Source organism: Pseudooceanicola marinus, from assembly GCF_002786295.1.
Taxonomy (GTDB): domain Bacteria; phylum Pseudomonadota; class Alphaproteobacteria; order Rhodobacterales; family Rhodobacteraceae; genus Pseudooceanicola; species Pseudooceanicola marinus.
Genome location: NZ_PGTC01000009.1, coordinates 186,847 through 209,772 on the forward strand (window position 1 = coordinate 186,847; position 22,926 = coordinate 209,772).

Below are 22,926 nucleotides of genomic sequence, written 5' to 3' on the forward strand. Positions count from 1 at the left end.
GGACACCATCCCTTGACCACACTCATGCTACCCCCCGCGCGTTGCGCTGCGACGTCCAGAGCCCTGCTGCCTGCAGCGCCGCAAAGCGGTCCAGCATCGCCGCATGGGCGCCGGGGTTTGCCCCGCGCAGGAAGGCGTCGGTTTCGGGATCGCCAAGCGTCTCTTCGTGGAAGAGATCGAAGAGCTGCGGGGCCACTGCTCCGGCGAGCTGCGCAAAGGCGGCCATATGATCGAGCGTCGCCGCGATCTCGGCGGCCCCGCGAAACCCGTGGGCGCGCATCGAGGCGATCCATGCGGGGTTCGCGGCGCGGGCATGCACGGTGCGGGCGATTTCTTCCGGCAGCGCACGGGCGCGGGGCCGTGCCGGATCCGTCGCATCCAGATGCCACAGCCGCGCATTGCCCCCCGTTACCGTCTGCGCGGCGGCAAACCCGGCTTCGTGGGCGGCGTAATCGGCCGCCATCAGGAGGTCGGTTTCGGGCAGGTCCTGAAGGTGCACGAAGGCATCCGCAGCCGCGACCTGCGCGCACAGCGCCTCGGGCTCGTGGCGCGCGGTCTCGCCGTCGAGTGCCCAGGACGACCCGGCAAGCCAGGCCTGTCCGGCGGCATGGCGGTCCCCCTCCGGCAGGTGTCCCATCCCGAGCCCGTAGCGCCCCGGCTCCGGCCCGAAGACCCGCGCGCCGGCATCGCGGCCGGCATAGGGGTTCCAGTCCGGCGCCTCGTCGCGTTGCGACAGCGCGCGCACCGCCTGCGAGAACAGAGACGAAAGCGGTGCGAACACGTCGCGAAAGAGGCCGGAGACCCGCAGCGTCACGTCGATGCGTGGACGGTCCAGCTCTGCAACGGGGAGGATTTCGAAACCGCTCACCCGGCCCGAGCCTTCGTCCCAGCGCGGGCGCACGCCCAGAAGGTGCAGCGCCATGGCGAATTCCTCGCCCGCCGTGCGCATCGTGGCCGAGCCCCAGAGATCGACCACCAGCCCGTGCGGCCAGTCGCCTTCGTCCTGCAGGTGGCGGCGCACCAGCTCTTCGGCCAGCGCGACGCCCTGCGCATGGGCGGCACGGGTCGGAACGGCGCGGGGGTCGGTGGTGAAGAGGTTGCGCCCGGTGGGCAGCACATCGCTGCGCCCACGGTAGGGTGAGCCCGACGGCCCCGCCGCGATCCGCCGCCCGTTCAGCGCGGCCAGCAGCCCATCGCGCTCCTGATCCGCGCAGGCACCGGTGCGGGCCCAGACGTGCAGCCCCTCGGGAAAGCGGCTGTCCTTGATGTCGCAAACAAAGCGGTCGATGCGGGTGATCGCCTCGGCGCCGCAGACCTCGCCCAGTCCCAGATCGGCCCCGAGACCCCGCGCCTGCGCCTCGGCCCGGATGTCCTGCATGAGCCGGTCACGGCGGCGCGGGTCGAGGCCGTCGGCGGTGGAGAACTCGTCCAGCAGCGCCTCCAGCGGGCCGAGCTTGTCGGGCGTTCCGGTCTCGCGCAGGGGCGGCGGCAGATGCCCGAGGGTCAGCGCCCCGATGCGCCGCTTGGCCTGTGCCGCCTCGCCGGGATCGTTGACGATGAACGGGTAGAGCACCGGCAGCGCGCCGGTCAGCGCCTCGGGCCAGCAGCCATCCGACAGGGCGACCGACTTGCCCGGCAGCCATTCCAGCGTGCCATGGGCGCCGATGTGGACCAGCGCGTCGGCCTCTTCGCGCAGCCAGAGGTAGAGGGCGACATAGGCGTGGCAGGGCAGGCGGGAGAGGTCGTGGTAGTCCTCCGCACGCCGCGCCGGGTTGCCGCGTTCCGGTTGCAGCAGCACCAGCGCCTTGCCAAGGCGCAGTCCGGAAAGGTGGAACGCGCCGTCGTGGCACAGGGCGTCCTCTTCGGGCGCCCCCCAGGCCTCGGCCAGACCTTTGCGCAACTGCGGCGACAGGGTCTGCAGTGCGGCGCGGTAGCGCTCCAGCGGCAGGCGGATATTCGCGGCCTGCAGGTCCGCCTCGAGCCCGGCAAAGGGCGGCACGTCGTGGCCGGCATCGCGCAGGTCCGACAGTATCGCCTCGGCGGAGGCGAGCGCGTCGAGGCCCACCGCATGGCCGACGTTCCAGTCCTTGCCGGGATAGGTCGAGAGCATCAGCGCCACACGGCGTTCCGAAGGCGCCTGTCCCGCCAGCGCCATCCAGCCGCCGATCCGCGCCACCAGCGCTGCGATGCGCGTGGGCTCGGGGCAGTGACGGTTGCGCGCATGCTGCAAATCGGGGTCGCGCCGGCCCGCCTGCTTGAACGAGATCACGCCGCCCATCAGCCGCCCGTCAACCTCGGGCAGCACAACGTGCATCGCCAGGTCAGCAGGCGAAAGACCGCGCTCCGCCTCTGCCCAGGCGAGCCGGGAGGAGGTCGCCATCACCGCCTGGAATACCGGCACGCCCGCCGCGTCCAGCACCGGTGCGGTTTCGCCCGAGGCGGCGGAAAAGGCGGTGAGATTGACGATCACGTCCGGTTCCGCATCACGGATCGCCTCCGCCAGCGGCCCGGATTGCGCCGCACCCTTCAGCGACGGCGCGTAAAGCCCCGTCACCTCGGCCCCCTCGGCGCGGAACGCCTCGAACAAGGCCTCCACCGGGGCCATGTCGGCGGCCATGAGATAGGAGCGGTAGAACACGATGAGCACCCGCCGCCCCTTCATCTTTCCGCACATGCTCCGGCAGGCGCGAGGGGCCGCGCCTTTCGCCGCCGCAGGCGCCAGTGCGCCGCCTTCGGGCGTCCATAGGCCGACCGTCGGCAAGGCCTTCGAGCCGGGAACCGGCGCGGCGTAAAGCCCCGAGGCAAGTGCCATCTGCGCCAGCGCCGCCTGCGCGGCCACCGCGCCGCCAGTGTCGCACAGCTCCGCCAGCCGGCGCAGGGTCGAGACCGGCAGGGTCGAGACCGCATCCAGCCGCGCATCTTCCCGCCCGTCGGCCGGCAGCACCGCCAGCGCGATGCCACGTGCCTGGGCCAGCACCTGCACCTGCCGCAGCCCGTAGTCCCAGTAGGGCATCCCGCCGATCACCCGCACGAGGATGCCCTTCGCCCCCGCCAGCGTCTGCTCGACGTAGGTGTCGACCGACAGCGGGTGCCGCAGCGCCGAGAGGTTCGCCAGCCGCAGCGAGGGCAGACCGCCGTCCGCCCGGTGCCAGCCTTCCGCAAAGGCCCCCAGATCGCTGTCCGAAAAGGACAGAACCACCAGATCCGCCGGATCCTGCGCGAGGTCGGTCGGAACCGCGCTGTCCTCGAGCCCGTGGCTTTCGCGGAAGACGACGTGCATCGGTCAGCCCGCTGCTACGGGGGCCAGCGCCGCGCGCAGTGCCGCGGCGTCGAGCCGGTCGTCCTCGGCGATGAACACCAGCTGACCATTGCGCGCCTCATCCGCGGCCCACATGCGGTCGTACTGGTGACGCACCCGTGCGCCCACCGCCTGCACCAGCAGCCGCATCGGCTTGCCCGAAACGGCGGCGTAGCCCTTGATCCGCAGGATGTCGTGCTCGCGCGCCAGACGTTCCAGCAGCGCGGCGAGACCCGCCGCGTCGGGCACCTCGGGCAGCGGCAGCACGATGCTCTCGAAATCTTCGTGGTCATGCTCGGGCACGCCATCGTGGTGGCTTGGACGCGCATCGAGGTCAGTTTCGGCGGCGGCCCCGAGCCCGAGGATCACCCGTGCATCCACCACGCCCTCGGCGACCTCGACCACCGGCAGCGGGCGGGGGGCTTCGGCTGCGATGATATCGCGCGCCTTGGCGACGCCTTCCGGCCCGGCGAGGTCGGGCTTGGTGAGAAGCACGATGTCGGCGCAGGAGAGCTGGTCCTCGAAGACCTCGGACAGCGGTGTCTCGTGATCGATGCTGTCATCCGCGGCACGCTGCGCGTCCACCTTCGCCACGTCGGGGGCAAAGCGGCCTGCCGCCACCGCCTCGGCATCCGCGAGGGCAATCACGCCGTCGACGGTGATCTTCGCGCGGATCTCGGGCCAGTCAAAAGCCTTCAGCAGCGGTTTCGGCAGCGCCAGGCCCGAGGTCTCGATCAGGATGTGATCGGGGCGCGGATCGAGCTTCATCAGCGCCTCGATCGTCGGGATGAAATCATCGGCCACGGTGCAGCAGATACAGCCGTTGGCCAGCTCGACGACGTTCTCGGCGGGGCAGTCGGGGATCGCGCAGCCGCGCAGGATCTCACCGTCGACACCGACATCACCGAACTCGTTCACCACCACTGCAAGCCGCCGCCCGCCGGGATTCTGCATCAGCTGCGAGATAAGCGTGGTTTTGCCCGAGCCAAGAAAGCCGGTGATCACGGTGACGGGAAGCTTGGACAGATCGCTCATGGATCAGGACTCCTTGGGGCGGACGGGAGGAATGCGCGCAAGGCAATTGCGCTTGAAATGCTCGGGGCGCTCGCGCCAGGGGATCACCCCGTCGGGCGCGGCATGATACTGCGCGGCGCCGGCGACGATCATCGCGGCATGATCGGTCTCGTCGACGTTGGAAAAGACGTAGGTCCATTTAGCATCCCCCCCGCGCAGCGCGACGGTGCAGGATTGCGAACAGTTCTGCAGGCATTCCACAGGGGTCACCCGCAGGCCCTCCGGCCTGTCCTGCGCGGTGATGGCGTCGAACAGCACGCGGCCCGGACGACGCGCGTCGTCGGGCGGCGCCCCCTTGCGGCGGCAGGTCACGCAGACCAGCAGCTCGGTCTCTGTCGTAAGGACGTCTTTCATTCTCGCGGCCCCATCGGTTTGGCAAACGGGGGCACAGGCGGAAACGCGCAGGGGCACAGCAGGCCGGGCGCACTCCGACACCGGCACACCCCGTCCGGTCGGTCAATATACGGGCTGGCAGGTCTCCCGGCTCACGGCATCCCGGGCACATGGCCCTGCGGTGCTCCGCCTTCCCGGCCCTTGGGCCAGTGGCATCGAAGCACCTTCTCCGTTCACGGTCGCGGGGGCGGCTGTCTTGACCCGCAATGCCGACAGGCACCGCAGGCTGACCATTCCCTTTTCACCTGTTTACACAGGCACCAACACCGGGCCAGATGGCGCCAAATCCGCTGACAGGTCAAGCCCGGAGTTTCCAATGACGAATGAGACCGCCGCCCGCCACAACGAGAAGATGAAGAAGATCAAGGCGGCCCGTGATCGCATGATGGCAGGCAAGACCGGCGAAAAGGGGCTCATCCTCGTGCATACCGGCAGCGGCAAGGGCAAGTCCTCGTCCGGGTTCGGGATGATCCTGCGCTGCATCGGGCACGGGATGCCCTGCGCCGTGGTGCAGTTCATCAAGGGCACCTGGATCACCGGCGAGGCCGAGATGATCCGCTCGCGCTTTGCCGACGAATGCCGCTTCTTCGTCTCCGGCGAGGGCTTCACCTGGGAAACGCAGGACCGCGACCGTGACATCGCCGCCGCAAGGCGTGGCTGGGAGATCGCGAAGGAACAGATCCTCGATCCCGAGATCCGCTTCGTGCTGCTGGACGAGATCAACATCGCGCTGCGCTACGATTATCTGGATATCGACGAGGTGGTCGATTTCCTTCTGACCTCGAAGCCCGAGATGACCCATGTCTGTCTCACCGGGCGCAATGCCAAACCCGAGCTGATCGAGGCGGCGGACCTCGTAACCGAGATGACGCTGGTGAAGCACCCGTTCCGTGACGGTATCAAGGCCCAGCAGGGCGTCGAGTTCTGAATGCGGGCCCTGGTGATCCAGGGCACGGGCTCCAATCTCGGTAGGTGGATACGGTTGGCGGGGATCGCCAACCTGTTCTGTATTGACCTCGAAAGTGCCGCTTGGCTTCGGTCATGCGGTTAGTTCGAGAGCGTAGCTCTGCCATGGATCGAAAGCACCTGATCCGGCATGGCGGTATGCTGTGGCGGAGAGGCGATCGCCGCGGGGCCTTGCAATTCTGACAGCAGGGTCTCTGCTTCAGACGGTTTCGACGTCGACGCCACAGATTGCGGCGCGGCTGGCGATCGGGGCAGGGGGCGGCGCGTCGGAGATCAACAGGTCGACGTCCCGCAAGCTGCCCAGCTGGACCAGCCCGCGGTGGCCGAACTTGCTGCTGTCCACCGCCAGCAGCACGCGGGCCGACTGGCGGATGGCGGCGCGGACCGTTTCGACCTCGGCGCTGTCGTCGTCACCCAGGTCGCCCTCGTCGTCCACGCCCGAGACCGACAGGATGCCAAGGTCGAACTTGAACCCTGCGATAAAACTGTCTGCCTGGCCCTGGAAAACCCCGCCGTCGACCTGGCGGACGAAGCCGCCGGGGATGGCGATGGTGAAATCCGTGGTCTCGCGCAGGTAGGCGGCGATGCGCAGGCTGTAGCTGACCACGCGCAGGTTGCGTCGGGCCAGCAGGGCGCGGGCGATGGCCTCGCAGGTGGTGCCGGTGTCGAGGAAGATCGACGCGCCATCGGGCACCAGACCCGCGACGTGGCGCGCGATCCGCTCCTTCGCCTCGGCATTGCGGATGCGGCGCCGGCGCAGCTCCTCTGGGCCGACGGCATCGGCGATCATGGCGCCGCCGTGCAGGCGACGCAGGCGGCCCTGCTTCTCCAGCTCCATGATGTCGCGGCGGGCGGTCTGGGTGGTGACCGAGAACCGGCGTGCGACCTCCTCCAGCGAGACATGCCGCTGCCGGGCCAGCTGCTCCATCAGCAGTTCCTGCCGCTGGGTCTTCTTGTCTGATCCTGTGCCGTCCATCGTATCCGTCTTTGCCCGCGCTGCGCCCCGCCTGTGTAAAGGGGCGCGGTTCGATCTTGCAACAAAAGGCCGCGGCGTTGCCACCGCGGCCCGGTTGTTCAGGGGGAGGAGCGCGTCAGAAGCGCAGGCCGACCCCGGCGGTCACCGCGTTGGCGCTGCCCTGGTCGCCGAAGCGGCCCTGGTAGCCGACCGACAGGCTGGCGGTGTCGCTGATCGCGATGGCCGCGCTCAGGCCCAGGGTCACGACGTCCTCGGCCAGGTCGGTGCCGTCCACGTGGAAGGTGTCGCCCCCGGCGAAGGCCATGTCGGCGCTGCCAGTTTCACCGTCCATGACGTGGCGCCAGGACAGTTCACCGCCCAGCGTGGTGCCCTGATCCAGCGCATGCTCGGCGCGCAGACCCAGCTCAGCCAGGGTGGCGGAGGCGTCGATGCCCCGCAGGACCAGGGCCGCGTCGCCACCCGTCTCGGCGCCGGTGCCGCCGTCGACCTCGATATGCGACAGGCCGGCGAAGGGGGTCAGGCGGGTGCCGCCCAGCTCCAGCTCTTGGGACAGCTCGGCGAAGACCTGGGTGGTGTCGGCCGTGTAGCCGCCGCGCAGGACCTCGGTCGTGCCCGCGTAATCCGCGCCGCGCCAGACCGACACGTCGCTGCGGGTGTAGAGCAGGCCGCCGGTCAGAGCCGTCTGGCCGAACCGCTGACCTGCCACGAGGCCGAAGTGGGTGTCGTCGCTGTCGGCCTTGCCAGCCAGACCATCGAGGCTGGCCTCGGAACTGCCGAACCCGGCCATCACGCCCAGGGTCAGGCCGTTTTCCAGCATGCCGTTGACGCCCAGAAGGGTGCCGGTGGCGCTGCGGTCCAGGTCGCGCAGGTCGCCGGTGCCGTCAACCTCGGCATCCTCGCCGTAGCCCTTCAGCCAGAAACCGGTGGTGCCCGGTGCCAGGTCCAGCGCGGCGTCCAGCTGCGTGCCGGCGATGCCGCCGACCAGGGCGCTTTGCCCTGCCAGGGCCCCGGCGGAGGCGGCGTAAAGCTCCCCCGAGAGGCTGTTGAAGGCGGCGGAGGCATTGGCCTCGCCCAGCATCACCACGCTGTTGTAGAGCGCGTTGCCAAAGCCCAGGCTCTCGATCCCGCCAGCGGCGGCGCGCCCGTTGGCCGTGTCGGCCACGCTGTCGAAGGCGGTATCGTTGCGCGCCAGTTGCAGGGTCAGGGCGTTGCTGCCGTAGGCGAGATCGGCATCGAGGAAGGCCAGGGTGGAATTGACCTGATCGAAGGTGCCCGTCAGCCCGCCATCGGCGGTCAGGATCTGCATCGACAGTTCGGGCGCGTAGTTCAGGCCCTCACCGATCACCAGGGCGGTGCCGCCCAGGATGTCGACCTGGCCTGTCACCGCAACCGTGTCGGCATTGCCGTCCTCGTCCGTCTCCACCTCGAAGGTGGAGCCGCTGGCGAAGCTCAGATCGCCATCGACGGTCAGTGCGCCGATGCTGTTACCCGCGCCAAAGGTGCCGCCCGACAGGACGGAGACCGACCCGGTGGTGCCGTTGCCGCCCAGGTGTGCGCCGTTCATGACGTTGGTCAGGGCGGAGCTGGCGGTGGAGCCGTTGACGACCAGCGTGCCGGCCTCGACATCGGTGGCGCCGGTGTAGCTGTTGTCGCCCGACAGGATCAGGGTGCCCGCGCCGCGCTTGGCCAGCGCGCCGGTGCCGGTGACCTCACCCTCGGCATCGACCGCGGCCTCGGCATCGCGGATCTCGATCCAGCCGCCGGTGCCTTCCAGAGACACGTCGCGCGACAGGCTCTGCATGGCGGTGCCGCGCACGGCCAGGCCGCCGTTCGACAGGCGCAGGGTCGCGTCGCTGCCGCCCAGGGCCGCGTCTTCCTCGACCAGGACGGTCCCGCCCGAGGTCACCAGCGTCTCGTCGATGAAGCTGTGATCGTCGATGCAGTAGTCCACGATGGCCTGGGCCAGGCGCGGGTCGTCGCTGGTGCAGTCCAGCAGGGTTTTCTTCTCGGCCTCGGTCAGGCCGGTCAGGATCGGATTGCCGTTGTCGTCGGCGATCTGGCCCAGGTAGACATCGGTCCGCATGTTGTTGCGGGTCAGGAAGAACTCGTTGCCCTTGGCGAAGGTGGTGGCCTCGTCGCTCCAGACCAGGCGGGTGCGTTCGTCCACGGTGCCGGCGTTCTCATGCTCCAGCTTCGGGCCGATCCAGCGGAAGTCATGCGCCACGACCTCATGATCGGTGAAGGCGGTGCCATCGGGCAGGACGTCGGTCTGGTCCAGGGTGCCGGTGTAGGCGTCGGCGGGGTCATCGGTGATGACGAACCATTTGCCGAAGGGGCGCGAGGCGATGAAGTGGTCGATGCGCACGCGGTCCCAGCTGGGCCAGGTGTTGGTGCCGTCCTCCTCGGCCGAGGGCCAGGATACGGAGCCATCGCCCAGCTCATGCGGGGCGAAATGCTCTCGCTCGGCCTCGGTCTGCAGCAGGATGAAGTTCCGCTTCAGATAGTTCATCGTCACCGGGGTGTTGTTTTCCACCGGGTACATCTCATCCGCGAACAGATCGTCGGGGATCTGGTCGAGGCTGAGATTTTCGCCGTCATGGGCGTCGATGAAGTCGGCGATGGCGTCGGGGTCGACGGCGTATTCCTCCAGCAGGGTCCCGTAGAAGCTGTTGCCCGTGCGCAGGTAGTTCTGCAGGATCAGCTTCTGCTGCGAGGCGCGGTGAAGGCCGCGTTCGGAGACGTCACCGGCGTTCCAGTCGCCGGTCAGGATCACGGGGCGGTTCGTCGACAGGGCCCATTCGGTGATGCCATGCGCCTCCTTCAGGCGGGTGGCCGAGGGGTCGCGGTAGTCGAGGTGCAGCGAGCCGATGACGGTCTCGGGCGCGCCATTGCCCAGCTCGGCGTGCTGGTAGGCTACCGCATCGCCCAGTGTGTTGGTGTCGAAGTCGCCGCCGATCCGGCTGAGCACACCGCTGTCACCCTGGCGGATGTATTCGTATTCGCCCAGGCCTGCGTCGCGCAGGATCTGCTGCAGGCCAGCCAGGTAGGTGTCGTTGCGCAGCTCCTGGAAGGCGATCACGTCATAGTCGCCATTGATGAACAGCGGCGCGATGGCGTCCAGGTTGTTGCGGAACTGATCGCCCCAGGTGTTCATCGTCAGCACGCGGACGGTGCCGGCGGGGGTGGCGTCCTGCGCCTGCAGGGCGGCGGGGGCGGCCAGCAGGCCGAGGGTCGCGACACCACCCAGAAGCGCGGCGCGCAGCCCGGTCGTCAGACCGGCGCGGCGCGAAAGGGGAAGGGGAGAGAGAGGCATGAAGATGTCCCTGAGTTTGACTGGCAGACAGAAATGGGTCGGTGCAACTGCACCCGCCGCCCCTCATGACAGCTGCATATGTAAGTTTTCTTACATTTTGTAATTTGGATAACATTTTTGCTGGGCCGCTGCCCGCCTGAGCGCCCGGGCGAGAGCCTGAAGGGGTAGGGCGGCCAGGCCTGCCGGTGTCTCCCTCCGCGATCCGTCGCCGGTTTCGACGCTAACCTGTTGGCAAGGGCGGCCTCTGTCTGGCTATATCGGCTGAGAGGTCTGCCCCGGGGCCGATGCGCCACCCGGCGCCGGTGGAGAGGGGCAGGCACCGGAGGAGAACATGAACACGATTTTCGACGTGGATCTGGACGCTTGCGCGGCGAACCATGCCCCGCTGACCCCGATCACCTTCCTGGACCGCAGCGCGCGGGTCTATCCCGACCGCATCGCGCTGGTGCACGGCGACCGCCGCCAGGACTGGGCCGAAACCTATGCCCGCTGCCGCCGCCTCGGATCCGCCCTGGCCGGTCGCGGCCTGGGGCGCGGCGACACGGTCGCGGTGATCGCCGCCAATATCCCCGAGCTGTTCGAGGCCCACTTCGGCGTGCCGATGATCGGGGCCGTGCTGAACGCCATAAACACCCGGCTGGACGCCGAGGCCATCGCCTTCATCCTTGACCACGGCGAGGCGAAGGTGCTGATGGTCGATCCCGAGTTCGCGCCCGTCGCGGCAGAGGCGGTGGCGATGTGCCATCGCAGCGACCTGCTGATCGTCGACATCGAGGACCCGGTGCATGGCCCGGCCGATCCCATCGGCGCGCTGACCTATGAGGCCCTGCTGACCGAGGGGGATCCCTCCTTCGCCTGGTCGCCGCCGGGCGACGAATGGGATGCGATCACGCTGAACTACACCTCCGGCACCACGGGCAACCCCAAGGGCGTCGTCTATCACCATCGCGGCGCGCATCTGAACGCCCTGGCACAGATCCATTCCTGGGACATGCCGACCCATTCGGTCTACCTCTGGACGTTGCCGATGTTCCACTGCAACGGCTGGTGCTTCCCCTGGGCGATGGCGGCCAATGCCGGCACTTCGGTCTGCCTGCGCCATGTCCGGGCCGAGCCGATCTTCGAGCTGATCGCGCAGGAGAAAGTCACCCATTTCTGCGGCGCGCCCATCGTGCTGAACATGCTGGCCCAGAACCCGGAGCTGAAGCAGTTCGACCACGAGGTGAAGGTGATGACCGCAGGCGCCTCGCCGCCCGCCGCCGTGATCCAGGCGATGGAGGCCATGGGCGTGGAGGTCACCCATGTCTATGGTCTGACCGAGGTCTACGGCCCCGCCCTGATCTGCGCTTGGAAAGGTGAATGGGACAGCCTGCCGCCCGAGCAGCGGGCGAAGATGAAGGCGCGCCAGGGGGTGGGCAACATCGCCCTGAACGAGATCATGGTGGCCGATCCCGAAAGCCTGGCACCGGTGCCCCAGGACGGCCAGACCATCGGGGAGATCTTCCTGAAGGGCCACATCGTGATGCGCGGCTACCTGAAGAACCCCAAGGCCACGGCCGAGGCCTTCCGCGGCGGCTGGTTCGCCACCGGCGACCTGGGGGTGATGCACCCCGACGGCTATGTGGAACTGAAGGACCGGCTGAAGGACATCATCATCTCGGGCGGCGAAAACATCTCATCGGTGGAGATCGAGGAGGTGCTCTATCGTCACCCCGCGGTGCTGGAGGCGGCGGTGGTCGCCCGGCCGGACGCGAAGTGGGGCGAGACCCCCTGCGCCTTCGTCGACCTGAAGCCGAGCCTTGAGGTCGATGCCGCCGACATCATCGCCTATTGCCGCGATCACATGGCGCATTTCAAGGCGCCCAAGACGGTGGTCTTCGGCCCGCTGCCCAAGACCTCGACCGGCAAGATCCAGAAGTTCCAGCTGCGTGACCGCGCCAAGGCGCTGCCCGACGGCTGACGTCGCGAAACCGCCGAAGCCCGCCGCGGCGCGATAGGCGCGCGGCGGGCCGTTTTCCTCGCTCGCGGGGCCGAATCCCCCCTCGCATCCGCGCCCCCAACTTCCTATAAGCGGGACAAACAGCGGGAGACGCAGGATGAGCGGAGAGCTTTCCCCCATCGACAAGGCCAAGTTCGTGGCCGCGAAGAGGGCCACCGATTTCGTCGAGGACGGCATGCGTGTCGGCCTGGGCACCGGCAGCACGGCCGCCTGGATGGTGAAATGCCTGGGCGAACGGGTGCGCAAGGAAGGACTGAAGATCACCGGCGTGCCCACCTCGACCCGCACCGCGGACCTGGCCCGCAGCCTCGGCATCAAGGTGGTGTCGCTGGAAGAGGCGAAGTGGCTGGACCTGACCATCGACGGCGCCGACGAGATCGACGGCGACCTGAACCTGATCAAGGGCGGCGGCGGCGCGCATCTGCAGGAAAAGGTCGTGGCCACGGCCAGCGACCGCATGGTGGTCATCGCCGATGCCGCCAAGGAGGTGGAGACGCTGGGCGCCTTCCCCCTGCCGATCGAGGTGATCCGCTTCGGCTGGCGCACCACCCAGGCGCTGGTGGAAGAGATGCTGATCTCGATGGATGTGCTGGGCCGTGACGTGACCCTGCGGATGCAGGGCGACGCGCCCTTCATCTCCGACGAGGGCAACCACATCCTCGATCTTCACCTGAACCGCATCGGCAACCCGCGCGAGCTGGCGCTGGTGCTGAATCAGGTCCCGGGCGTGGTTGAAAATGGCCTTTTCATCGATATCTGCGATACGGTGGTGATCGGCCACGGCGACGGCCGGATCGAGACCCGCGATATCAACAATGGTACCACCGAGGACACGCGCCTCGACTTCGTGGAAGAGGACAACCTTTTCAAGGATCTCTCCGACTGACATTTCCCAGCCGCAGCGGGCCGCCCGGTCCGCCGCGCCCCGGGTTCGGCTGTCCTCCCCCGGCCGCCAGGGGCGCGCGGTACAACGCAAGGACAACGGCCCATGGCATCCGATACCCCTTCGACCTTCGACTATGACCTCTTCGTGATCGGCGCCGGATCGGGCGGCGTGCGCGCGGCCCGCGTGGCCGCCGGCGAAGCGGGCGCCAAGGTCGCCATCGCCGAGGAAAGCCGCTACGGCGGCACCTGCGTGATCCGGGGCTGCGTGCCGAAGAAGCTGATGGTCTTTGCCAGCGGCTACGGCACCATGGCTGCCGAGGCTCAGGCCTATGGCTGGGACATCACCGAGAACGGCTTTGACTGGGGCGTCTTCAAGCCCAAGCTGGAGGCCGAGCTGGACCGCCTGGAAGGCATCTACCAGAAGCTGCTGGATGGCTCCGGCGTCGACAAGTTCGACCAGCGCGCGACCTTGGCCGACGCCCATACCGTGCGCCTGGCCGACGGCACCACCAAGAGCGCCAAGACCATCCTGATCGCCACCGGCGGCCGCCCGGTGAAGCCAGAGATCCCGGGCGCCGAGTTGGGCATCACGTCGAACGACATCTTCCATGTGGATGAGCTGCCCAAGCGGATCCTGATCGTCGGCGGTGGCTATATCGGCTGTGAATTCGCCGGTGTTCTCAACGGGCTGGGCAGCCATGTGACCCAGTACTACCGTGGCCTGCAGGTGCTGCGCGGCTTCGACGAGGAAGCCCGGACCCTGATCGCGGACGAGATGAAGATCGCCGGCATCGACCTGAAGACCGGCATCGACGTCGAGAAGCTGGAGAAGACTGACGACGGTATCCTGGTGCACGACACTCTGGGCGGCACGGCCACCTTCGACCAGGTACTCTTCGCCACCGGGCGCGCGCCCAACACCGAAGGGCTGGGCCTGGAAGAGGCGGGCGTGACGCTGGGCAAGAAGGGCGAGGTCGTGGTGGATGAATTCAGCCACACCGGCGTGCCCTCGATCTGGGCCATCGGCGACGTGACCGACCGGGTGCAGTTGACCCCCGTCGCGATCCGCGAAGGCATGGCCTTCGTCGAGACGGTGTTCAAGGGCAACCCGACGAAGCCGGATCACGAGTTGATCCCCACGGCAATCTTCACCCAGCCCGAAATGGGCACCATCGGCCTTTCCGAGGAAGAGGCGCGGGATACGGTAAAGGAACCGCTGGAAATCTATGCCACGTCCTTCAAGCCGATGCAGCAGAGCTTCGCCGGCGGCGCGGCGCAGAAGATCCTGATGAAGCTGATCGTGGGCGCCCACAGCCGCACCGTTCTGGGCTGTCACATCGTCGGCCCCTCGGCAGGCGAGATGATCCAGATGGCCGGCATCGCCGTAAAGATGGGGGCCACGAAGGAGGATTTCGACCGGACCGTGGCGGTGCACCCGACCGCGGCGGAAGAGATGGTGACCATGCGCAACCCGGTCCGTACCCTGAGCTGAGGGCGGCAAGTGGTCGCGAAAACTTGAAATTCACGCCTCGGCTGCACAGCTAGGGGCAAAGCATATTGACTGAGAAGGGGAGACAATGGCTGGAGAGAATGGCGGCCCCTGGGGCGGCGGCGGCGGCGGCCGACCCACACCGCCCTCGGGAGGCAATGGCGGCAACCGCGGTGGCCAGAATGGTGGCCAGGGCGGCGGCGGTCGGGATGACAAGCCGAATATTCCGGATATCGATGAACTGGTCCGCAAGGGCCAGGACCAGCTGCGCGTCCTGATGGGCGGTCGTGGCAACGGCGGCGGCCAGTCCGGCGGCGGTGGCGGCATGGGGGGCGGTGGTCCCCTGGTCTCGCGCTCCATGGTGGGCCTGGGCCTGATCCTGGCCTTTATCGGCTGGCTCTTCGCCAGCGTCTACACCGTGCGGCCGGACGAACAATCGGTCGAGCTGTTCCTGGGCGAGTATTCCTCGACCGGCCAGCCGGGCCTGAACTTCGCCCCCTGGCCGCTGGTCACGCACGAGGTGATCGCGGTGACCCGCGAACGCATCGTCGACGTGGGCGTCGGTGGTCGTGGCGCACAGGCGGGCCTGATGCTGACCGGGGACGAGAACATCGTCGACATCGACTTCCAGGTCGTGTGGAACATCACCGATCCGGCGCAGTTCCTGTTCAACCTGCGCGATCCGCAGATGACGATCTCTGCCGTGTCCGAATCCGCCATGCGCGAGATCATCGCGCAGTCCGAGCTGTCGCCGATCCTCAACCGGGATCGTGGGGCCATCGCCTCGCGGCTTCAGGATCTGATCCAGTCGACGCTGGACAGCTATGGGGCCGGCATGAACGTGATCCGCGTCAACTTCGACAAGGCCGACCCGCCGTCGGAGGTGATCGATGCCTTTCGCGAAGTGCAGGCCGCCGAGCAGCAGCGTGAACGGCTGACCAACGAGGCCGATGCCTATGCCAACCGCGTCACCGCCGAGGCCCGTGGTCAGGCGGCGCAGCTGCGTCAGGAGGCCGAAGGCTATCGCGCCCAGGTCGTCAACGAGGCCGAAGGTCAGGCCAGCCGGTTCTCCGCCGTTCTGGATGAGTACCGCAAGGCCCCCGAGGTGACGCGCAAGCGTCTGTACCTCGAAGCCATGGAAGAGGTGCTGGGCGATGTGAACAAGGTGATCGTCGACGGCGAAGCCGGTTCGGGCGTGCTGCCCTACCTGCCGCTGAACCAGCTTGCGCCCGGTTCTGCCGGCCAGTCGAACCAGTAAGGGAGCGAGATCATGAAAAAGACAACGATCCTTCTGCCCCTGGTGGTGGTCATTGGCCTTCTGGGCTTCTCCTCGCTGTTCATCGTCGATGAGCGCGAGAACGCCCTTGTTCTGCAATTCGGGCGCGTTGTGGATGTGAAGGAAGAGCCCGGTCTCGCCTTCAAGATCCCGCTGATCCAGGAGGTCGTGACCTATGACGACCGTATCCTGTCGCGCGATATCGACCCGCTGGAAGTGACCCCGCTGGACGACCGCCGCCTGGTGGTGGATGCCTTCGCCCGTTATCGGATCACCGATGTGCGCCAGTTCCGCCGCGCCAACGGTGTGGGGGGCATCGCTGCGGCGGAGTCGCGGATCGACTCGATCCTGCGGTCGCAGACCCGGGAGATCCTCGGTTCGGTCCGTTCGGACGAGATCCTGTCGGCCGACCGGGCCGCGCTCATGGCGCGGATCCGTGACGGTGCCTTCGACGAGGCGCAGTCGCTGGGCTTGGAGATCATCGACGTGCGCCTGAAGCGGACCGACCTGCCGGCCGAGAACCTCGACGCCACCTTCGCCCGGATGCGCGCCGAGCGGGAGCGTGAGGCGGCCGACCAGATCGCCCGCGGTAACGAACGCGCACAGGAGATCCGCGCCGGGGCAGACCGCCAGCGGGTCGAGGTCGTGTCCGAGGCACAGCGTGAGGCCGACATCATCCGTGGTCAGGCCGATGCGCGCCGCAACGCGGTCTTCGCCGAGGCCTATGGCGCCGACGAGGAGTTCTTCGAGTTCTACCGCTCGCTGGATGCCTACCGCGCGGCCCTGTCGGGCAATACCTCTACGATGATCATGTCCCCGGACAGCGAGTTCTTCAGCTACCTGAAGTCCAACAATCCCTCCGGGGTGGCGCTGTCGCCGGCCCCGGCCACGGAGGCAGCCGCCTCCGACGAGGGTTCGGCCAACGAGGACGGCGCGACGTCCTCGGACGCGGGTTCGGAGCCTTCCGGGCAGACCGCTGATGAGGGTGCCGAGGCGCCCGAGGCCGGCAATGCGGGCGGGGCGGGCAACGCCTCGACCATGCCGCTGGACGACAGCGCGACCGAATGATCATCGAGGCGCTTGCCACGGGCTGTCTTGCCCTTGGTCTGGTGTTTCTCCTGGAGGGGCTGGCCTGGGTGCTGGCCCCTTCTTTCGTGGAGCGCCTGCTGGCCTTCATGGCGACCCTGGCCGAGGCGGACCGGCGCCGCGTCGGCGCCCTGGCGCTGGTCGCGGGGCTGGCGCTGCTTTGGCTTGCACATGCCCTCGGGGCGTGACGTGATTTGCCAAGAGCGGCACCAGGGGACAGTCCAGACGCCCCTTGAAACCCGGAAAGCGGGGTTCAATATATTGAAAAGTCATGCGTTTTGTCCCGGTGACTCCTGCGGCCCCGGGACGTGGTTGCGGCCCCGCGCGCTTTCACCCGGCTTTCACACCCTGTTGACGGGGCGCGATAGTCTTTGTGTTGCGGCGCGGCAGGCCTACATTAGAAACAAGGAACACGGCGGCTCCCCCGGGCGCCTCCGAGGCATCTTCAGCAAGAAGAAGGAGAATTGGGAATGATGAGACAGGCACAGGCCCTGCGATCCCCGATGGATCGAGGCGCCATGGCAGAGGCTCGGACCCTGTCGGTGCGCTCCGCGCGCGCCATGTGGATGGGTCTTCTGGCGGTCGCGCTGCTGCTGGCACAGGCCATCTCGGCCCGCGCGCTGCCCGAGAGCTTCGCCGACCTGGCGGAAAAGATCAGCCCGGCCGTGGTGAACATCACCACCTCCACCACCGTGACCGCGGGCACCGGCCCGTCGCCGATCGTCCCCGAGGGCTCCCCCTTCGAGGATTTCTTCCGTGAATTCCAGGATCGCAACGGCGGTGATGGCGGCGAGCCGCGTCCGCGTCGCAGCCAGGCGCTTGGCTCCGGGTTCGTGATCTCGGAAGACGGCTATATCGTCACCAACAACCACGTCATCGAAAACGCCGACGAGATCCAGATCGAGTTCTTCGACGGCGACGTGATCGACGCGGAACTGGTGGGCACCGATCCGAAGACCGACATCGCGCTGCTGAAGGTCGAGGCGGATCAGCCGCTGCCCTTCGTCAGCTTCGGCGACAGCGACACTGCCCGCGTCGGCGACTGGGTCGTGGCCATGGGCAACCCGCTGGGGCAGGGCTTCTCGGTTTCCGCGGGCATCGTGTCGGCGCGCAACCGGGCACTGTCGGGCACCTATGATGATTACATCCAGACCGACGCCGCCATCAACCGCGGCAACTCCGGCGGGCCGCTGTTCAACACCGACGGCGAGGTGATCGGCGTGAACACCGCGATCCTGTCGCCCAACGGTGGTTCGATCGGCATCGGCTTCTCCATGGCGTCGAACGTCGTGAACCGCGTGGTCGGCCAGCTGCAGCAGTATGGCGAGACCCGTCGTGGCTGGCTGGGCGTGCGCATTCAGGACGTGACCCCCGACATGGCCGAGGCCATGGGTCTGGAAGAGGCCTCCGGTGCGATGGTCACCGACGTGCCCGAAGGTCCCGCGATGGATGCCGGCATGGAGTCGGGTGACGTGATCACCGTCTTCGACGGGGTCGAGGTCGAGGATACCCGCGCCCTGGTGCGCCAGGTGGGCAACACCGAGGTCGGCAAGACCGTCCGCGTCACCGTCTGGCGCAATGGCGATACGGAAACGCTGCGCGTCACCCTGGGCCGTCGCGAGACCTCTGAAGGCACCATGCCAGAGGCCGAGCTCCAGGACGAAACACAGCCGCAGGTCCTCGACCTGATGGGGATGTCCCTGTCCGAACTGACCCCCGACCTGCGTCAGCAGCTCGACCTGGGCCAGGACATTGATGGCCTGGTGGTGACCGACGTCGACGAGATGGCCGAGGCCTATGAGAAGGGCGTGCGCGCGGGTGACCTGATCACCGACGCGGGCCAGCAGAAGATCTCCACCGTGGCCGAACTGGAAGAGCAGATCTCTGTCGCCGAGGAGGCGGGGCGGAAATCCATCCTGCTTCTGATCCGTCGCCAGGGCGATCCGCGCTTCGTCGCGCTGCCGCTGTCTGAGGACTGATCGCAGGTCTTCCGGACCTAGGAGAAGACAAAGGGGCGCCTTCGGGCGCCCCTTTTGCATGTCCGCCCAGGGTGGCTCAGTCCTCCGGCGCGATCTCCAGTTCCGCCAGTCCCAGCTGGCGGGCGGCAGCCAGGGACAGGATCCCGCTGTCCAGGCCCTGGGGCGCCTGGTAGGCTCGGATGGCGCGGCGGGTGCGCGACGACATCTCGCCGTTGACCGGGCCGTTGTAGTGGCCGCGCACGGCCAGGGCGCGCTGCACCGAGGCGATGAAGGCGGGCGTCATGGCTTCGTCGCAGGGGACGCGGAACCAGATCTCGCGCCGCTCGCGGACGATCTCCTGCCGGGTTTCGGTCTTGTAGACCGCTGGCTGCTCGACCCGTCCGTCGCTGTGGACCTGGGCCGGTTGCAGCATGATCTGGCGTGTCACGGTTTCCACCACCGCCGGCTGCACCTCCTTGCCCCAGCAGTCGCTTGGGTCCGATCCGGGGGGCGGTCGGTCGTAGATGCGGGTGATCTCCGGCGTGCCGAGGGTGGGGAACTCGGGCAGCACGGGCTGACAGGCCGTCGCCAGCGCCGTCAGCGTCAGGGCGGCGCAGCCGCGCGTCACGGCCGCGCGCAGGCGCGCCGCCGGGCGGGCCCCGGGGGGCGGTGTCGCAAGGTCGCGGCCTGGCTTTGTCATGCCTATCGGGGTCTGCTGCTTTGCCTCTTTCGCGGCATCCTAGTCGCTTTGCCGCCCCCCCGGAAGCCTGCCTGTTGGTCGCAGGCGGGCGCGCGCCCCGGCCCGATCGCGTGGCACCTGTCCCGGCTTGGGAAAAAGGCTGGTCTGGAACGGAACTCGCGGCTAGGACACGGGGACGATGTCCGGGCCGCCAGCGCAGGCGTTGCCGCGCGCGAGGCCGGCCCTCAGAACAGGAGAGACGCGGCAATGGCAAAGATCACCTATATCGAACACGACGGGACCGAGCATGTGGTCGAGGTGAAGCCGGGGCTGACCGTGATGGAAGGCGCCCGCGACAATGGCGTGCCCGGGATCGAGGCCGATTGCGGCGGCGCCTGTGCCTGTTCCACCTGCCATGTCTATGTTTCCGCCGACTGGGTCGAAAAGCTGCCCGAGCGTGATGAGATGGAAGAGGACATGCTGGATTTCGCCTATGAGCCCGATCCCCTCCGCTCGCGCCTGACCTGCCAGATCAAGGTGACCGAGGCGCTGGACGGGCTGGTGGTCACCATGCCCGAGCGGCAGATCTGATGGCCCGCGCGTGGCGCCGGGGCAGGGGCGGGCGACACGCCGCGCTGCTGTCTCTGGCCGCCGCGCTGCTGTGGACCGCGCCGGACCTGCCCGCGCAGGAGGTGTCGCAAGTCCTTTCGGCCCGCTACTTGGACCCCACCACGCGCTACGCGCACGGGGTTCTGGGGGATGAGATCGAGCATGGCACCCTTGAGCTGACGCTCTCCAACGGGGTGATCCGTCGCTTCACCCTCGATCCCTCGCTGGTCTTTGAAGATGTGGCACCACGGCTGGCGGACCTGGATGGTGACGGCGCGCCGGAGGTGATCGTGGTGGAAAGCCACCGGAGCCGCGGCGCGCGGCTGGCCGTCTGGGCGGCTGAAGGACGGATCACCGCAACACCCGCCATCGGGCAAGCCTTCCGCTGGCTGGCCCCGCTGGGTGCCGCGGATCTGGACGGGGATGGCCGTGTCGAGATCGCCTATGTCGACCGCCCGCATCTCGCCAAGACGCTGCGGATCTGGCGATACGACCCGACCTCCCGGACGCTGGACGAGGTCGCGCAGGCCCCGGGCGTCAGCAATCATCGTATCGGCTGGGCGTATATCCCCGGGGGCCTGCGGGACTGCGGCACGGGCCCCGAGATGATCCTGGCCGACGCGGACTGGCAGTCGATACTGGCCCTGCGCCTGACGAAAACAGGGCAGATCACCCGCCGCCCCCTCGGTCCCTATCTGGGGCCGGACAGCCTGGATGCGGCCCTCGTGGCCTGTGACTGACGCCGGCCGGGCCTAGCCCGACTTGCCGAAGGCCTCCGGCAGGTCACGCCCCTCGGGCAGGCGCGCCGGGCGTGGCCCGCCCAGTGTCCACAGAATGAAGGGCAGGGTGGCGATAGGGTATTCCTCCGGCTGCCGGAATGGCCAGAACCGCCATGCGGCGACGGCCCCCGCGACCTTGATCGACAGAAGTCCCGGCAGCGCCATCAGGAAGATCCGGGGTTGATGCTGGAAGCCGACCCCCAGAAGCAGCGTCAGGGCCACGCCGACCAGCAGGGCTGCCGTACCGATCAGGAAGAAAGCCAGCCGGGCCCGCCCGGTTTCCTCCATGCGGTAGGTCAGCCCGGGCCGTACCTCGGCCAGCCGTTCGGAAATCTCTGACAGCAGGGCCAGGAAGGCGGTGTGGTCGGGATCCTCCTGTCGCCGGCGGGCCGAGGTCGTGATCTGCAATCGTGCGATCTGGCTTCCGGTTTCCAGATCGAAGCGCATCATCCGCATTCCACCGCTGCGCATCTGCACCAGCGTCAGGTGCTGCACGCTGCGCAGCGCGACCGAGCCGCCCGGTCCGGTCAGCCTGTCCCCGCGCAGCGTCCAGCTTTGCGTTCTCCGCAGCTTGGCTGGGCGAAACACATGCGTCTGGTCCTCTGGAGGCGTGGCAGCAGCGATCATGCGGCCGAAGGGTAGCCTAAAGGGTGAGTCGCGCAAGAAAACTCGCCCGTGCCCGGAGGGCGGTCGCAAAAGCGCGTCGCGGCTGCTACACTCCGGCGAAAATGCCATGAAGTTGCCGCAATTGCGCCTTGAAAATAAGGGTATTTGGGCGCTGCGCGCCGTAGCGCGCGCCGACGACTCTCCCCTGATCGGGGGGTCAGTCCAGGATGCGCCAGCCGATGTCGCGCCGCAGGAAGCCGTCGGGCCAGTCCAGGGCATCGGCCATCGCATAGGCCCGATCCCGCGCCTCGGCCAGGGTGGCACCGCGCGCCGTCAGGTTCAGGACACGTCCGCCATTGGCCAGCACGCGGCCGCCGTCGCTCCGGGTGCCGGCGTGGAAGCAGTATTGCGACGCGGTCTCGGGCAGGGCCTCCAGCCCCTTGATCTCGGTGCCCTTCTTGTAGGCGCCGGGATAGCCCTTGGCGGCCATGACCACGGTCATGGCATGGTCGTCGGCCCAGTTGACCTTGGCCTCCGGCAGGCGGCCTTCGGCGGCGGCCTGCATCAGGTCCAGCGCCTGCCCGCCCAGGCGCATCATCAGCACCTGGCATTCCGGATCGCCGAAGCGGCAGTTGTATTCCACCAGCCGGGCCTGGCCGTCCTTGATCATGAACCCGGCATAGAGGACGCCCTGGTAGGGCGTGCCGCGCTTCGCCATTTCGGCCAGGGTCGGGCGGATGATCTCTTCCATGGCGCGCTCGGCGATGGCGTCGGTCAGCACGGGGGCGGGGGAATAGGCGCCCATGCCGCCGGTGTTGGGGCCCTCGTCGCCTTCGCCCACGCGCTTGTGGTCCTGGGCGGTGCCGATCGGCAGGGCATCCTCGCCGTCGCAGAGGATGAAGTAGGAGGCCTCTTCGCCCTCCATGAACTCCTCGATCACCACCTCGGCGCCCGCGGCACCGAACTCGCCGCCGAACATGTCGTCGATGGCGGCCAGGGCCTCGGCCTCGGTCATGGCGACGATCACGCCCTTGCCGGCGGCCAGCCCGTCGGCCTTGACCACGATGGGCGCGCCCTGCTGGCGGATGTAGTCCTTAGCGGCCTCGGCGTCATCGAAACGGGCGTAGGCGGCCGTCGGCGCGCCGGCGGCGTCGCAGACCGCCTTGGTGAACCCCTTGGAGGCCTCCAGCTGCGCCGCGGCCTGGCTGGGGCCGAAGACCAGCACGCCCGCCTCGCGCAGGCGGTCGGCCACGCCGGCGGCCAGGGGCGCCTCGGGGCCGATGATGACGAAGTCGATGGCGTTGTCCTGGACGAACTCGGTCACCGCGCCACCGTTCAGGATGTCGAGGTCGGCGCATTCCGCGATGTTCGCGATCCCGGCGTTGCCCGGCGCCACGATCAGCTTGTCGCATTTCGGGTTCTGCAGCACGGCCCAGGCCAGCGCATGTTCGCGGCCACCGCCGCCGAGGATGAGAATGTTCATGGAAAGCCTCCGCCGGTTTCGCCGGGGTTTAGCGGTGGCAGGCCCCATGGGCAAGCA

The 22,926-nt window shown here is 68.1% G+C and carries 18 protein-coding genes and 1 riboswitch; of the genes, 10 read left to right on the forward strand and 8 right to left on the reverse strand.

What is annotated here, in order from left to right; genetic code table 11:
* Positions 1 to 22 precede the first annotated feature (22 nt).
* From cobN to CVM50_RS02150, 3 genes are read right to left on the reverse strand one after another with little or no spacing between them, the layout of a single operon-like run.
* Positions 23 to 3,280, reverse strand: coding sequence for a cobaltochelatase subunit CobN (cobN, locus tag CVM50_RS02140; protein WP_085886337.1), 3,258 nt, complete (start codon positions 3,278 to 3,280; stop codon positions 23 to 25).
* Positions 3,281 to 3,283: 3 nt separating this feature from the next.
* On the reverse strand, positions 3,284 to 4,333 hold the full coding sequence (cobW, locus tag CVM50_RS02145) for a cobalamin biosynthesis protein CobW (protein ID WP_085886336.1): 1,050 nt from the start codon (positions 4,331 to 4,333) through the stop codon (positions 3,284 to 3,286).
* 3 nt (positions 4,334 to 4,336) lie between these two features.
* Positions 4,337 to 4,726 (reverse strand): DUF1636 family protein, encoded by a 390-nt coding sequence (locus CVM50_RS02150; RefSeq protein WP_085886335.1) that lies wholly within the window; start codon positions 4,724 to 4,726, stop codon positions 4,337 to 4,339.
* 99 nt (positions 4,727 to 4,825) lie between these two features.
* Positions 4,826 to 5,045, reverse strand: a riboswitch (cobalamin riboswitch).
* 36 nt (positions 5,046 to 5,081) lie between these two features.
* Here CVM50_RS02150 and cobO point away from each other — a divergent pair.
* Complete coding sequence (gene cobO / locus CVM50_RS02155; protein ID WP_085886334.1) at positions 5,082 to 5,693, forward strand: cob(I)yrinic acid a,c-diamide adenosyltransferase; 612 nt, start codon at positions 5,082 to 5,084, stop codon at positions 5,691 to 5,693.
* A gap of 237 nt (positions 5,694 to 5,930) precedes the next feature.
* Here cobO and CVM50_RS02160 read toward each other — a convergent pair whose 3' ends face one another.
* Both CVM50_RS02160 and CVM50_RS02165 read right to left on the reverse strand, forming a co-directional pair.
* The gene (locus CVM50_RS02160) at positions 5,931 to 6,707 is read right to left on the reverse strand and encodes a DeoR/GlpR family DNA-binding transcription regulator (RefSeq protein ID WP_085886333.1); all 777 of its coding nucleotides are present in this window, start codon (positions 6,705 to 6,707) and stop codon (positions 5,931 to 5,933) included.
* Positions 6,708 to 6,822: 115 nt separating this feature from the next.
* Positions 6,823 to 10,020, reverse strand: a complete 3,198-nt coding sequence (locus CVM50_RS02165) for an autotransporter domain-containing protein (RefSeq protein ID WP_085886332.1) — start codon at positions 10,018 to 10,020, stop codon at positions 6,823 to 6,825.
* A gap of 331 nt (positions 10,021 to 10,351) precedes the next feature.
* Here CVM50_RS02165 and CVM50_RS02170 point away from each other — a divergent pair, with 331 nt between their 5' ends.
* From CVM50_RS02170 to CVM50_RS02200, 7 genes are all read left to right on the forward strand, one after another.
* Entirely contained in the window at positions 10,352 to 11,980 is a 1,629-nt protein-coding gene (locus CVM50_RS02170) for an acyl-CoA synthetase (protein WP_085886331.1), read from the forward strand.
* Positions 11,981 to 12,116: 136 nt separating this feature from the next.
* Positions 12,117 to 12,905: a ribose-5-phosphate isomerase RpiA gene (gene rpiA / locus CVM50_RS02175; RefSeq protein WP_085886330.1), complete on the forward strand. Its 789-nt coding sequence runs from the start codon at positions 12,117 to 12,119 to the stop codon at positions 12,903 to 12,905.
* A gap of 102 nt (positions 12,906 to 13,007) precedes the next feature.
* The gene (gor, locus tag CVM50_RS02180) at positions 13,008 to 14,396 is read left to right on the forward strand and encodes a glutathione-disulfide reductase (protein WP_085886329.1); all 1,389 of its coding nucleotides are present in this window, start codon (positions 13,008 to 13,010) and stop codon (positions 14,394 to 14,396) included.
* An 85-nt stretch (positions 14,397 to 14,481) separates the two neighbouring features.
* Positions 14,482 to 15,651: an FtsH protease activity modulator HflK gene (hflK, locus tag CVM50_RS02185; protein WP_085886328.1), complete on the forward strand. Its 1,170-nt coding sequence runs from the start codon at positions 14,482 to 14,484 to the stop codon at positions 15,649 to 15,651.
* Between the two features lie 12 nt (positions 15,652 to 15,663).
* On the forward strand, positions 15,664 to 16,737 hold the full coding sequence (gene hflC, locus CVM50_RS02190) for a protease modulator HflC (protein ID WP_085886327.1): 1,074 nt from the start codon (positions 15,664 to 15,666) through the stop codon (positions 16,735 to 16,737).
* The gene (locus tag CVM50_RS02195) at positions 16,734 to 16,943 is read left to right on the forward strand and encodes a DUF2065 family protein (protein ID WP_085886326.1); all 210 of its coding nucleotides are present in this window, start codon (positions 16,734 to 16,736) and stop codon (positions 16,941 to 16,943) included. Before hflC ends, CVM50_RS02195 begins: the two co-directional genes overlap by 4 nt.
* 330 nt (positions 16,944 to 17,273) lie before the next feature.
* Positions 17,274 to 18,734, forward strand: a complete 1,461-nt coding sequence (locus tag CVM50_RS02200) for a Do family serine endopeptidase (RefSeq protein ID WP_408634044.1) — start codon at positions 17,274 to 17,276, stop codon at positions 18,732 to 18,734.
* Between the two features lie 76 nt (positions 18,735 to 18,810).
* Here the strand turns inward: CVM50_RS02200 and CVM50_RS02205 are convergent, their stop codons facing one another.
* Positions 18,811 to 19,413, reverse strand: a complete 603-nt coding sequence (locus CVM50_RS02205) for a peptidoglycan-binding domain-containing protein (protein ID WP_143515550.1) — start codon at positions 19,411 to 19,413, stop codon at positions 18,811 to 18,813.
* A gap of 246 nt (positions 19,414 to 19,659) precedes the next feature.
* On the opposite strand from CVM50_RS02205, the gene CVM50_RS02210 reads away from it, so the two are divergent.
* Both CVM50_RS02210 and CVM50_RS02215 read left to right on the forward strand, forming a co-directional pair.
* The gene (locus tag CVM50_RS02210; RefSeq protein WP_085886325.1) at positions 19,660 to 19,983 is read left to right on the forward strand and encodes a 2Fe-2S iron-sulfur cluster-binding protein; all 324 of its coding nucleotides are present in this window, start codon (positions 19,660 to 19,662) and stop codon (positions 19,981 to 19,983) included.
* The gene (locus CVM50_RS02215; RefSeq protein ID WP_143515549.1) at positions 19,983 to 20,741 is read left to right on the forward strand and encodes an FG-GAP repeat domain-containing protein; all 759 of its coding nucleotides are present in this window, start codon (positions 19,983 to 19,985) and stop codon (positions 20,739 to 20,741) included. The genes CVM50_RS02210 and CVM50_RS02215 overlap by 1 nt, the downstream gene beginning before the upstream one ends.
* Before the next feature lie 12 nt (positions 20,742 to 20,753).
* On the opposite strand, the gene CVM50_RS02220 is transcribed toward CVM50_RS02215, so the two are convergent.
* Entirely contained in the window at positions 20,754 to 21,368 is a 615-nt protein-coding gene (locus CVM50_RS02220) for a hypothetical protein (RefSeq protein ID WP_085886324.1), read from the reverse strand.
* A 235-nt stretch (positions 21,369 to 21,603) separates the two neighbouring features.
* Positions 21,604 to 22,869, reverse strand: a complete 1,266-nt coding sequence (gene purD / locus CVM50_RS02225) for a phosphoribosylamine--glycine ligase (RefSeq protein WP_085886323.1) — start codon at positions 22,867 to 22,869, stop codon at positions 21,604 to 21,606.
* Positions 22,870 to 22,926: the final 57 nt, after the last annotated feature.

What these genes read in the sequence shown, in the direction of transcription:
- CVM50_RS02205 (WP_143515550.1), bottom strand. Translation starts at nt 19,413, where the DNA reads ATGACAAAGCCAGGCCGCGACCTTGCGACACCGCCCCCCGGGGCCCGC.
- CVM50_RS02200 (WP_408634044.1), top strand. Translation starts at nt 17,274, where the DNA reads ATGGCAGAGGCTCGGACCCTGTCGGTGCGCTCCGCGCGCGCCATGTGG.
- CVM50_RS02170 (WP_085886331.1), top strand. Translation starts at nt 10,352, where the DNA reads ATGAACACGATTTTCGACGTGGATCTGGACGCTTGCGCGGCGAACCAT.
- cobN (WP_085886337.1), bottom strand. Translation starts at nt 3,280, where the DNA reads ATGCACGTCGTCTTCCGCGAAAGCCACGGGCTCGAGGACAGCGCGGTT.
- CVM50_RS02160 (WP_085886333.1), bottom strand. Translation starts at nt 6,707, where the DNA reads ATGGACGGCACAGGATCAGACAAGAAGACCCAGCGGCAGGAACTGCTG.
- hflK (WP_085886328.1), top strand. Translation starts at nt 14,482, where the DNA reads ATGGCTGGAGAGAATGGCGGCCCCTGGGGCGGCGGCGGCGGCGGCCGA.
- cobW (WP_085886336.1), bottom strand. Translation starts at nt 4,333, where the DNA reads ATGAGCGATCTGTCCAAGCTTCCCGTCACCGTGATCACCGGCTTTCTT.
- CVM50_RS02165 (WP_085886332.1), bottom strand. Translation starts at nt 10,020, where the DNA reads ATGCCTCTCTCTCCCCTTCCCCTTTCGCGCCGCGCCGGTCTGACGACC.
- cobO (WP_085886334.1), top strand. Translation starts at nt 5,082, where the DNA reads ATGACGAATGAGACCGCCGCCCGCCACAACGAGAAGATGAAGAAGATC.
- rpiA (WP_085886330.1), top strand. Translation starts at nt 12,117, where the DNA reads ATGAGCGGAGAGCTTTCCCCCATCGACAAGGCCAAGTTCGTGGCCGCG.
- CVM50_RS02195 (WP_085886326.1), top strand. Translation starts at nt 16,734, where the DNA reads ATGATCATCGAGGCGCTTGCCACGGGCTGTCTTGCCCTTGGTCTGGTG.
- gor (WP_085886329.1), top strand. Translation starts at nt 13,008, where the DNA reads ATGGCATCCGATACCCCTTCGACCTTCGACTATGACCTCTTCGTGATC.
- CVM50_RS02210 (WP_085886325.1), top strand. Translation starts at nt 19,660, where the DNA reads ATGGCAAAGATCACCTATATCGAACACGACGGGACCGAGCATGTGGTC.
- CVM50_RS02150 (WP_085886335.1), bottom strand. Translation starts at nt 4,726, where the DNA reads ATGAAAGACGTCCTTACGACAGAGACCGAGCTGCTGGTCTGCGTGACC.
- hflC (WP_085886327.1), top strand. Translation starts at nt 15,664, where the DNA reads ATGAAAAAGACAACGATCCTTCTGCCCCTGGTGGTGGTCATTGGCCTT.
- CVM50_RS02215 (WP_143515549.1), top strand. Translation starts at nt 19,983, where the DNA reads ATGGCCCGCGCGTGGCGCCGGGGCAGGGGCGGGCGACACGCCGCGCTG.
- purD (WP_085886323.1), bottom strand. Translation starts at nt 22,869, where the DNA reads ATGAACATTCTCATCCTCGGCGGCGGTGGCCGCGAACATGCGCTGGCC.